The 11,726-nt window shown below is 64.2% G+C and carries 5 protein-coding genes; 3 read left to right on the forward strand and 2 right to left on the reverse strand.

The annotated features are described in order from the left end of the window. Positions 1-220: 220 nt before the first annotated feature. Together AC07SI_RS19790 and AC07SI_RS19795 are read right to left on the reverse strand one after the other, a co-directional pair. On the reverse strand, positions 221-4,870 hold the full coding sequence (locus AC07SI_RS19790) for a hypothetical protein (RefSeq protein ID WP_495006339.1): 4,650 nt from the start codon (positions 4,868-4,870) through the stop codon (positions 221-223). Positions 4,871-4,910: 40 nt separating this feature from the next. Then, complete coding sequence (locus tag AC07SI_RS19795; RefSeq protein ID WP_495006340.1) at positions 4,911-9,734, reverse strand: dermonecrotic toxin domain-containing protein; 4,824 nt, start codon at positions 9,732-9,734, stop codon at positions 4,911-4,913. A 139-nt stretch (positions 9,735-9,873) separates the two neighbouring features. Between AC07SI_RS19795 and AC07SI_RS19800 the strand changes: the two genes are divergently transcribed. The 3 genes from AC07SI_RS19800 (at position 9,874) to AC07SI_RS19810 (ending at position 11,662) form a co-directional block, all read left to right on the forward strand. Then, a complete protein-coding gene (locus AC07SI_RS19800) occupies positions 9,874-10,164 on the forward strand; it encodes a DUF5629 family protein (protein WP_495006341.1) in 291 nt (96 codons plus the stop codon). Next, on the forward strand, positions 10,151-11,326 hold the full coding sequence (locus AC07SI_RS19805; RefSeq protein WP_495006342.1) for a lactonase family protein: 1,176 nt from the start codon (positions 10,151-10,153) through the stop codon (positions 11,324-11,326). Before AC07SI_RS19800 ends, AC07SI_RS19805 begins: the two co-directional genes overlap by 14 nt. A gap of 156 nt (positions 11,327-11,482) precedes the next feature. Beyond that, a complete protein-coding gene (locus tag AC07SI_RS19810; RefSeq protein WP_065907868.1) occupies positions 11,483-11,662 on the forward strand; it encodes a hypothetical protein in 180 nt (59 codons plus the stop codon). The last annotated feature ends 64 nt before the right edge of the window (positions 11,663-11,726 follow it).

An 11,726-nucleotide genomic window follows, 5' to 3' on the forward strand; every position in this document is an offset into this window, starting at 1 on the left:
CACCCCAACGCGGGGCAAGCCCGCTCACCACAACAGCCCTGCTCACCACTACAGTCCTGCCCATCACAAGAGGACTGCTCATCACAGCAGTCCTGCCCATCACAAGAGGACTGCTCATCACAACAGTCCTGCCCATCACAAGAGGACTGCTCATCACAACAGTCCTGCTCATCACAAGGGGATTGCTCATCACAGAAGGCCCGCTCGCCAGCCTTTTCCCTCAAGGCGCGAGCGGCAGGAACCAGCGCTCGGCCAACGCCTTCCCCAGCAAGCCGCGGTGCACGTCCACCACTGCCTGCGGGCTTTGCGCGCGGGCCAGTTGCGAGTAGTAACTCACCTTGCGTTGCTCACGGGTTTTCAGGTGGGCGGCGGTGTAGTGGGCCTTGGGTGTATCGGCCGCCGGGTAGTGGAAATGGGCGTACCACAAGGGATAGCCTCCCGCGTCGTTGACGGCGTATTCCTGCACAAAATCCCGACGCTCGCCGCGAAGTTGAATGCGCTCTCCGAGTAGCGCCATGTGCGCGCGCTTCTGTTCGATCAGATACTCCAGATTACCGTGCGTCGGCGGCAGTTCCAGGCTCAGTTGAATGCGCAGCGCCTGGCCACGCTCATTCAGGCGTACCGCCGCCTGGCGCATGTCATTTTCCAGGGCCAGGTCGGCCGGTGCTCGGGCCTCCGCGGGTTGGGCCTGGATCGCCAGATGCAGTTCGGTCGCCAGCTTGTCGTAGCGCACCGACTCGTGCAGCAGCACCTCCTGGACTTCCTGCGGGTGTCGCGAGACTTTCTTGTACTGCTCGCCGCGCTGCAGGTGTTCCTCGAGCATGCCCAACAGTTTGCGAGCCTCGCCCTTGACCAGGCTCAAACTGCGCGGCACGCCTGGCGAGCGCGGTGGCGTCGCGTCCTTGAATTCGATCCATTGCTCGCCCCGCTGTGAATAGGTGCCAAACACTTCACCGGTGAGCTGCGAACGAAGCTCGACAGTTTCCAGGGTACCCACGGGTTTGACCTCGCCGATAAACGTGCCTTTTTTCGCCGTGCGAATAACTTTTTTCTGCACTTTGCCGGCGACTATCGGCGGGCGTCGGCTCGGGCGCGGAGCGGGTTGGGCAGCGGGTTTGATTTCACTGGCGAGCTGCTTGGCGGCTTCCTGGTACAACCCCTCAACCAGCTTGACCAGCTTGGCGAAATACTCACCGTCCAGTTCGTCGATATTCACGATGCCGACCCCTTGCAAGGAGTCCAGGCCGCGGCCGTAATGCTCCACCAGGCTTTCGAGCACATTGATGCGTTCCTCGGCTGTCACCTCAAGCTCGTTCAGCTCGCTGTGGGTGCGCAAGTGCTCCTGCAGCGGCTCAAGGATATCGATCATGACGGTGACCAAGGGGTGCCCTGGGTGTTTATGGGTCATCAGCTCGAAATTGCGCATCAGCAGATCCTTGACCGCCAACGCACTGATTTCCTGAGGGCGATCCAGCGTCAGGCGGCGGTAGTGGTCGCTGCCGTCGTCGCCTAGCTTGAACAGTTCGTCGAGGTAGCGATCACGCAGTTCAAGCCAGTGGATCGAGCGTTCATTGATGGCAATCAGGCTGCGCACAAACTGTTGATACGCGGCGAAGTCGCCGAGCACGGCCTCGGCCAGGCGCGGCGCTTTGGCCATGAAGTGAGCGTGGGAGCGATACAGCGCGCCACGATCCTTCTCGGCCACCACCACATGCTTGCGCGCATTGTTGACCATGTTTTCCAACAGGCCTGCGACGGAATGCGGCGGCAGGGGGATGTTCAATTCGTTGCGCTCTTTCAGGCTGTCCAGTTGCTGCTGGTAGTCCCGGGTCTGCTCTTGCAGGGCCGTGTCGAATCGCTGGCGGCTGTCAGCCGCTTGCGCTTCGCTGAAGCGTGGGTCTTCGGCGGTGCGGGTCATGACCCCCAGGATAATATCGATTCGCTTTTGCTGGTCCGCCTGGCCCTGGACGAACCGTTCATAGTTGTCCTGCAGCTCGCGGATGCGCTGCGCACGCCGTTGGCGATCGGCGGCAATCCGCTTGGTTGGCATGCCGCCGCGCAGGTGCAGGCGCGTGTCCACCGACCACACGCCGTGTGCATCGCTGCGCAGGTAAGGGCCATACACTTCGGCATCGCCCGGCATCACCACACGGGTTTCGCCCTGCGGCTCCAGGCTGACCTGCAACCACTCGCCGTTGGCTAGCGCATACCACCGGTTTTCGACCCCATAGAGCCCGCGTCGCGGCCCGTTCAATACTGGTTGGGGCAGGGGCGACGGCCGCGGCGCCTTGAACGTCGCGAGACGGCTGCGCTGGGCCGGGGTCAGGCGCTGGCGTGCCTGCGCAAAGCCGAAATCCAGCACCGTGCTGTGTTTCTGCGCCAGCGCCCCGGCCAGCAGGACGGCGCCTTCACGAATGCTCGGTGCGGCTGGTTGCGGCCATTGCTCCGCGACCCACGGGGTGAGGGCCGAGGGCAGCGCCTGCGCCCTGAGGCCGACTGCCAGCGGTGCCGGTGTCGGCACCACCACGGGAGCGGCCTCCAGCAACAGCAGCCCGAGGTTGAGCAGCAGGTCGACAGTGGCCAGCTCCCGTGCGTGCGGGTCCGTGGCGGCCAGCGCCGGAATGTCCTGACCCAGGCTGGCCATCAGCCCCAACAGCCAGCCGGTGAGCATGGCCGGCCCGCGCAGCAGGGGCAGCAGCAGGTTGCCGAACAACAGGCTGCTGCCTTCGCGCAGCACCTGCCAGCGGCTTTCGCTGTTGGACACCGACGCGCGGTCGGCTTGTTGCACCAGCGCCCTCGCATGATCGCTGAACAGGTAGGTCATCAGGCGTCCGGTCACCAGGCATTGCTGCAGTTCGTCGTTGATGCCATCAGCGGACAACGTCGCCGGTGTCGGTGTGCCCAGGGTCGAGAACTCATCGCCCTGGCCGAAGCGTACGTAGTGGGGCTCGCGAAACCCGCCATTGGCGTAAATCGGCCGGGCCGTGTCACTCAGCCAGGTCAACACGCTGTCCTGCAAGGGCCCAGGTTCGGCGATGGCTTCAAACAACGCCTCGCGGCTGGCAAATTCCTGCAAGGCTTCGGCGTACAGCGGTCGGTACAGCACATGAGGACCGAGGGCGGTGTCGCGGGCTTCGATCAGGTACATGGCGCTGACCGGGTCCGGCTGGGCGCCGGGCATTTGCAGCAGCGCCAGGTGACGGATCACCACCGGATTCTGATCGACCTGCTGGTCGGCGGCTGCCGGCTCCATCACGGCGGCGACCAGGCGCGCACCCTGGGGGCTCAGCCCGGCTTGCTGTTTCAGGCTCAATTCCAGTGCCAGCAGCGGCAGTTGCACGGCTTGCTGCGCGGCGAACAGCGCTTCGCGCTGGCGTGCCTCGGGACTGTCGCCGAGTAACCGGGTTTCGAGCAGGCGTGGGTAGTGCTGGCCAATGTCTACGCGTTCCACCAGGCCGCCGGTGCCCATCAGGTAGTCGGCGGTCAGCCACGCCGGCAAGGGCAGGCCTTGCCGGTTGGCGAGGGTCACGCTGGCGCTGGGACGGCTGGACAGGTTGTCGATCGCCAGCTCGGTCAGGCTCACGCGTTCGTGGCGGATGATCCCGGCGGTGCCTGGGTAGCCGGCGGCCACGGAGAAGGTCAGCAGCAGGTCGTCGGGGTGCAGGGCCGCGACCGACGGCGGCGTCGGCGCGTGATTGGCAAAGGTCACGGCATCCCCTTGCAGCGCTTGCAACAGCGCGTTGACGGTGTAGGTGCGGATGTCGTCGATATCGCTGAGCACGGTACGGCCCGCCGCGCGCTGTTTGGCGGTGGCCAGTGCCAGGGTGTAGCGGCGGTAAGCGGCCTGGTCGTCGGCGCTGGCGCTTTGCAGCCAGGCCGGCAAGTGGGTGCGCAAGGTTGCCAGGGCAGGCGCGGCCGGCGCGTCGCGGAAGAATCGCCCAGGGTCAGTGATGTCGTTATACAGCGTCTGCCACACCCTGAAGGGCTGGCCGGTCGGCAGGCTCAGGTTGCCGAGGTCTTCGAGTTGGTGATTGAGGATCAACGACGCCTGGTGCTCGAAGAGATCGCCGTCGATTTCGTAGCGTTGCAGCAGGATATCCTCGACCTGGTACTGACGCCCCAGGCGTTGGCCCACGGCCTGGATCAGCACATCCACGCTGGCGAACGTCTCGATACCCGTCTGCGGGCTGCACAGCAGCACCGACGTCTTGCCATTCAGCGCGCGGGCCAGCAACAGGTCCGGGCCGAGCAGGCTGACGCTGCGCGCCGCATCCTTGAGGGTGGCTTGCAGCCCGTAGGCGTACACCGCACGGTCGCCATGGAGGGTGAGACGGTCCTCGCGCTCAGGGTTGGTCAACACCTGGTCGAGGGTCTCGCGGGCCGTTTGATCCAGCTCGGCCTGGCGCAGGGCGGCGACGCGCAGGGTGTCCTTCAACACGTCGGCCAGCCAGCGCCAGTGGCCGGCATCCCAATAGGCGGCGAGGGCGTTTTGCAGTGCGATGCTCAAGGTCTGGGGGATCTCGCCAATCAGCGTGGCGATGACCTGCATATCGAGTTTTTCCGGGGTCAATCCCGGCAGTTTCAGGCGCTTGGGCGGCTCGTCGGAGAGGTACCAGGCCAGGCTGCCGACATCCTTGAAGTCCAGCGGCACGCCGCTGGCCAGGGCGTCATGCACCACCGGCATAAACGGTTGCAGCAGCCAACTGCGGCGTTGCGGCCTGGCCAGCCGCGTGCGGCTCAGGTCCAGCGTCAGGGTCGGGTACCGCTCGCCAAGGGCGGTGGCGAGTTGCTGGCGAATCACGCTTTCCAGCGTCGGGCGATCAGCGAAGCGCGCGCTGACGGCGTGCGCGATAGAGTCAGGGGATTGCATACACATCCTTTTGGCAATTCGATGCCATTCATGGCGGGTTCTAGGCAGGGAGCAGGCTCAGGAACAGGCGTTGGTCGAGTGGCGGGGTGATCGGGTTGTACACATCACGCACGATGGCGCGGTTGTCGTTTCCGGCCTGGGCGAGCAAGTCCTTGAAGGTGATAAAGCGGTGTTCGGGACGCTTGAGATGGGCCTTGGTGTACTCAGCCGCCGGCACACCGGCACGCGCGTAGTGAAAGTGTGCGTACCAGAGCACCGTGAGCGCGTTTTTCTCGCGTACCGCAAACTCGGTCACGTAGTCGCCGGCCGCGGTGCGTTGCGGGCCATGGACCAGGCCGATATCCACGGCGGCGTGGATGCGCAGGTAGTCGATATTTGCCTGGCGGGGCCGCTGGGCCTTGAGCCCTTCGATGCAGTGTTGCCGGCCCTGGGTGCGCAATTCGCCGGCACGTGTGCGCAAGCGCTCGACCGTCTGTGGCTCCTGGTGCTGCCGCTGGATCTCATCGGCAATCGACTCGATGCGCTGGGCCTGATACTGGAGCATGTCGTCCCAGTCGCGGGGATTGAGGTCGTCGCGGCGTTGCGGGTCCTTGAGTTTGTTCTTCTGGAACTTGATGGAGCGCTCGATCGCGCCGACTTCCTCCAGCAACTGCTGGGACTGGGTACGCAAGCTGGCCAGGGAGCGGGTAGCAGGCTTTTCCGCCGGGCGGCTCGGCGGCGCGTCGACGATCTCGACCCAACCTTCTCCCGGATGTTCGATGAACCGGCCGCTGGGCTGTTGAGTGATCGGGTTGCGAGTGATGATGGTGGGGAAAGGCGTATCTGCGTCAGGCGCTTGCAGCTCACCTACCAGTGCGCCCTTGTCCCGGGACTTGAACACGCGTTTTCCGGGAACGGCAATTTTCAGCGGCTTGAACACTCCCGTTTGCGGCGGCAGGAACTCATCCTCGCGCAGTACATCGGCCAAGTCGGCCTCGGCCGCGCTGCGTACCGTTTCGAGGCGTTCGATCAGCAGCGGCATATAGCGCGGGATGATCAACGGGGAATTGATGTCCATCAGCGCGCGGTAGACCTGCAGGCGGTGGCTGTAATGGTCAATCAGGTTGAGCAGCACCGCCTTGCGTTCGGCGACGGTGAAGCCCTCGGTGGCCAGCAGGTCAAGGTGGGTGTTCACCCTTGAGGACTCGACGGTGTGCAGCAGTCGCTGGTTCTGGAAGAAATACAATTCCTCGGCGGTGTGCGGTTCGAATGTCAGGTCGATGCTCAGCAGTGCCAGCAGGTCGAGGGTTTCCAGGGTCGCGGTTACGCGGTTGTAGAAGCGTCGGGCAGGCACTCCACTGAGGTACTTGTAGCGCTCTGCGGGCCCGCTCTTGAGATCACCCGCGAGTGTTTCGAGCGCATTCTCGATGTCGAGCACCGCCTTGAAATGGCGCTCGCTGGCGGCAAAGTTGGTTTGCACCAGATCATAGACATAACGGATGGCTGCTGTGTCGCCCGGCCTGCCGGCCAGTTCAACCAGGGATTCACCCTGGTCAGAGAAAAAGGTGCTGCGGTGCAAGGCGTCCGTGAAGGCGATGTGTAACTCATCACTAGCCAGCATGCTCGTGTAGACCTCCTGCGCATTGGCTTCATAGTCGAACTTGCCGTCCGCCACCTTGATTTTCCGGTAGGCCTCCAGCAGGTCGCGGCGATGCTGCTGTTGGGGGCCGGCGGTACGTTCGAAGCGTTCCAGCAGCACCTGGAAGCTCACCTTGGCGCGGGCCCTGGAACGGGCGGTGGCGGCGTGCGCCTGGATAAGCACCGGGTTCTCGGGCGCGGCCCGCAGGGCTGTGTGGGCAACCAGCAACTGCTGGTCGAGTGATTCAAGCAGGGCCTTGGCGGGGAATATCCCGTCGACAAAGCTCAGTTGCTCACGACTGACCGCCGCTATAAGGCCCTCAATGCGTTTGGCGTGCTCGTGTGCTTGTGCGCGTTGTTCTTCAATCTGCACCAGTTTGGCCTTGAACCGGTTCTTGGGCCCGCCACCACGCAGTTTCAGCCCCAGGTCCAGCGACCAATGGCCCTGGCCGTCGGTCTTGAGTTCAAAGCCCGGATGCTCAGGTTTTTGCGGATGCACGATAAATAACGCGTCGGTTTCGGCTTGGATGTTCACCTCGAACAGCAAGCCGCCCACTGAGGCATGCCAGCGTCGGTCGATGCTGTACAGCCCTCGGTGCGGACCAATCTCTACGGGCGTCGGCGGCGGCACGGGCCACGCCACATTGAGTTCGCGCAGGGCGTCCAGCAGGCGCCGACGCGAGGCATCCCGGGCGTTGGAATGGATAAAATCCACCAGGGTCTGGTCGCCCGCCACCGGTTCGGATGGCAGGCCGATGGGGCCGTGCTCGATCAGCGTGGGGGCCGACGGCGCAGAGGCCGGGCGGCGCAGGGCGGCGAGGGGCAAGGTCGGCTCGCCCGGCGTGCGCGTGGGCAGGCGTGGCGCGGTGTCGGTGGGCGAGGCCGCGTGCAGCACCAGCAGGCCGATATTGAGCAACACATCGACCCAGGCCAGTTCCCGCGCGGCCGCGTCATCACTCTGCAGGCCGCTGAGGTCGTGCTTGAGGCTGACCGCCAATTGCAGGATCCAGCCCACGGCCATCGCCGGGCCGCGCAACAGCGGCATCAACAGCGCGTTGAACAGCAACCAGCCGCCCTCCAGCAGCACGGCCCAGCGGCTTTCGGCATTCGACACCGAGTCGCGATCGGCCAGGTCCACCAGGGCCCGGGCATTGCTGCCGTAGAGGTATTGCAGCAGGTTGCCGGTCGCCAGTGATTGCGCGAGCGAGCCTGGCACTTCGCCGCCGTTGAGGTCCTGCGCCAACTGCGCGGGCGGTGGTGCGGGCCACTGTACGGTGTCGTCGCCCTGGCCGAAGCGCAGGATATGCGGGCTCTGAAAGCCGCCGTGGCTATAGATCGACCGCGTCTTGTCCGGCAGCCAGGCCAGCACACTGTCTTGCAGGGCGCCAGGCTCGGCAATCGCGTCGAACAATGCCTGGCGACTCGCGAACTGGTGCAGCGCGTCCGGGTACAACGGTCGATAGAGCAGATGCGGGCCATTGCCCTGGTCTCGAGGCTCGATGATGAACATGCTCGCGACGCTGTCCGGCCGCGCGTCGGGCGTGCGCACGAAGGCCAGCGGGCGGATCACGATGTCCTGGCCCTCTACCACCCGGCCGGGTGCGCTGCGCTGCAACACGGCCTTGATGTAGCGATAACCCTGGAAGGTCAGGCCGTGCTCCTGGCGAATCGCCTGTTCCAGCGCCTGGCGTGGCAGCTGCACGCTCAGTTGCTCGCCAAACAAGGCTTCGCGCCGGCGTATGTCAGGGCTGTCCCCCAGCAGCCACTCGCGGATTTTTGCCGGGTAATGGCGGCCAATGTCCACCTGGCGAATCAGCCCCGGCGTGCTGTGGACTACGCCCTTTTCCCCGAGCACATAATCCTCGTTGAACCAGGCGGGCAGGGCGGCACCCGAAGTGTCGCGCACGCTCATGCGGCCCTGCGGCGCAGCGGCGAGGTTGTGGATGGCCAGTTCGGTCAGGCTCATGCTCACCGGCGCCAGGTAGCCGCTGTGCAGGTCGCCTACCGGGACATGGAAGGTCAGTTGCAGGTTTTCCGGTTCCACGCTGGACTCGGGATGATCGCGGCGTATCTGCTCGCGCAGGGTGCGCACGGTGAAGGCCTGCAGGCTCTCGACGCCGTCGAGGAACGATGCGCCAGCGTTTTCTCGCTGCACTCGCGCCTGGTCCACCAGCCCCTGGCGATAGGCAAAGCGCTGGTCGGCACTGGCCGCCTGCAGCCAGTCCGGCAGCGCCGCCTGGAGACGCGCCTGGTGCGTCGGGTCGGGGACCGGGGTGGCGAGGAAGGCCGGTACCGGGTCGGTGGCGTCGGCGAAGCGTTGCTCCAGGGCGCGTACACCGTCAGTGGCCGGCAAACGGAGGGCGTCGAGGTCGTCCAACTGCTGGTTCAGCAGCAAGGCGGCCTGGATATCGAAGAGGTTGCCATCGGGCTCGTAGTGCTTGACCTGGATCTTCTCGGCCAGCAACGCGGCGGCCAGGCGTTGACCCCAGGCCTGGTTGAACGCGTCCACTGAGGCAAAGTTTTCAACGTTGCCCGAGGCCTGGCACAGCAGTACGTGGTCGCCTTGCACCAACAACAGGTCACTGCTCAGCAGGCGCGTGGTGCGGCCCTGGTGGATCACGCAGCCCTCCAGGCAGTACGCACGCACACCCTCGCGTTCGCGGCGATCGGGTTGGCGGCTGACGGCGTAGAGCATGTCTTGGGCGAACCCGGCTGGCAGCAGGCTGGCGGTGCTCTTGAGGTTGTCGGCCAGCAGGTCGCCGAGCCACTGCCAACGGCTGGCACCGGTGTCGGCGGCGCCGTTCCAGTAGCGGGTCAGGGCATCTTGAAAGGCGATGGGCAGGGTGAAGGGCAGGTCCGCAATCACCCGTTCGATCACCGCCATGTCCGGCTCGCGCGGGCCGTCGGCCTCATAGGTCAAGTGCAAGGGCGGGCGCTGGGACAGGAAGCAGCGGCGCGTGTCGATCACCTCGGTCATGTTCAGGGGCGTGCCGTGGCCCAGGTAATCGAGGATGACATCGCTCAAGCGCCGCAGGTCCCAGCCGCGTCGTTGGTTGGGGACGGCCAGCTTGACGCTGGACATGTCCAGCACCAGTGAGGGGAATTGTTCCAGCAGGCGTTCGTGCACGTGCTGGTCGACCACCTGGCGCAACGTCGGGCGCCCGGTGAACTGCCGGGCCACGGCCCGGGCGAGGGTGTCGCTTCGATGAGGTAGCAACAGTGGGGTGGCGGGTGTGTCTTGCGGCATAAACGAGTCCATTCTGTCAGGGGGTAGTCCCTAGAATCGCAAGCCACGGCGCAGCGGGTGCGGTAGCCCGCTATCGCGACACGACGGCACCGCCGGATTGGCCTATCATCAAGGTTTTTTCCACTGATGAATGATCCTGATGACTGTCCGCAGCCTCTCTAATGAACTTGCAACCAGCGACATGCTCGAAATCGATGGCCTGCATGCCTTTGACTTCAAACTCGACGACCAGAAGCTGTCGATCAAGTGCATGGATGGCCGCGTTGAAAAACGCTGGTCCTTCAGCCTGGCGCAAGTGCAGGCCGCAACCTTTGATGAAGCCTTGCAAAGTTGGACCCTCACCGGTGATTCGGGCGAGCACCGCCTGGTGTGCATGGCCGCCTTCACCGGCAACAATAACGACGAGGAAGACGAGCATGATGATGCGTAAATTCTGGCCCCTGCTGATGGCCGGCAGTGTCGGCGCGATGTCGGTACAAGCCGCGCCGGCCGACACTTATGAACTGTTCGTGGGCAGCTACACCGCCGGCACCAGCCAAGGCATCTACCGGTTGCAGTTCGACAGCCGCACCGGCCAGTTCCAGGGCGAGCCGGTGCTCGCGGCCAAGGCAGCCAATCCCTCGTGGTTGACGGTGTCCAAGGACCAGAAGCATCTGTTTGTGGTGAATGAAAACGGCCCGGGCCAGAAAGACCCGGTGGGCCGTGTGAGCAGCTACAGCATCGACCCGCAGAACCATCAGTTGACCCTGGTCAACCAGGTGCAAAGCCTGGGCAATGAGCCTACGTATTCCAGCGTCGCGGCTGATGGCCGTTACCTGTTCGTGGCCAACTATTCGGTATTGGAAGACCCGGGTGGCAGCCTGGCCGTGCTGCCGGTGGACGCCAGTGGCAAGCTGTCCGCGCCGGTGCAGTTGAGCGGGCACCCGGCCAGCCGCGTGAACCCTGAGCGCCAGGCGTCCAACCATGTGCATTCGGTGGTGTCGTCGCCGGATGGCAAGTACGTGTTTGTGCAGGATCTGGGGGCGGACAAGGTCTTTGTCTACCACTACGACCCCAAGGCCAACCACGAACTGCCGCTGACCCCGGCCGATCCAGCCTTCGTGCAATTACCGCCAGGCAGCGGTCCGCGTCACTTGCTGTTCAGCGCCGATGGCAAGCACGCCTGGCTGACCACCGAGATGAGCGCCCAGATCGCCGTGTTCGACTACCACGACGGCAAGCTCACCCAGACTCAACTGCTCGATTACGCCGCCGGGCAACCGGTGTCCGACAAGGCCGGTGCCGCGCTGCATGCGTCCAGTGATGGCAAGTTCCTCTATGTGAGCAATCGCGGCACGGCCAATCAACTGCTGGTGTTCAGCATTGACCCGGCGACCGCGCACCTCAAGGAGCTGCAGCGCCGCTCCGTTGAAGGCGATCACCCGCGCGAGTTCAGTCTGGACCCAAGTGGCAAGTTCCTGCTGGTGGCCAACCAGAAAAGCAATGCAATCGTGGTGGTCGAACGTGACCCCAAGACCGGCCTGCTGGGTAAAACCGTGCAGAAACTGGCGATCGATGCGCCCAGCGACCTCAAGTTCCTGGTGCGTCAATAAGCCACAGGCCCCGCACGGCGGGGCCTGACTCCTTGTATTAATTCTATTAATAGCGGCTACTGTTTCAAAGCATTTCTAAGGTTCAGCCCTCGGGCGTAAGTTGGGTCCCAAGGCCTTCCCCGGCCACTCAACCAAACGAACACAAGGGTTACTGACATGAACTTGAACCTCTTCTCCATCATCGCCGCCTCCGCTGTTTCCGCCACCGTAGCCTTGCCTGCCGCCGCCAGCGTGGACGTTGCCGGTAAAAAATCCAGCACCAGCGCCTACACCCAGAAATACCTGCAACAAAGCGCCAATTTCTACGCCGCACTGGACCACAAGACCCAACACTGATTGCCAGGCAACACAGATCAAATGTGGGAGCTGGCTGTCCTGCGATGAACTCAACTCGGTAAAT

The organism is Pseudomonas sp. GW821-FHT05D12 (assembly GCF_059419825.1).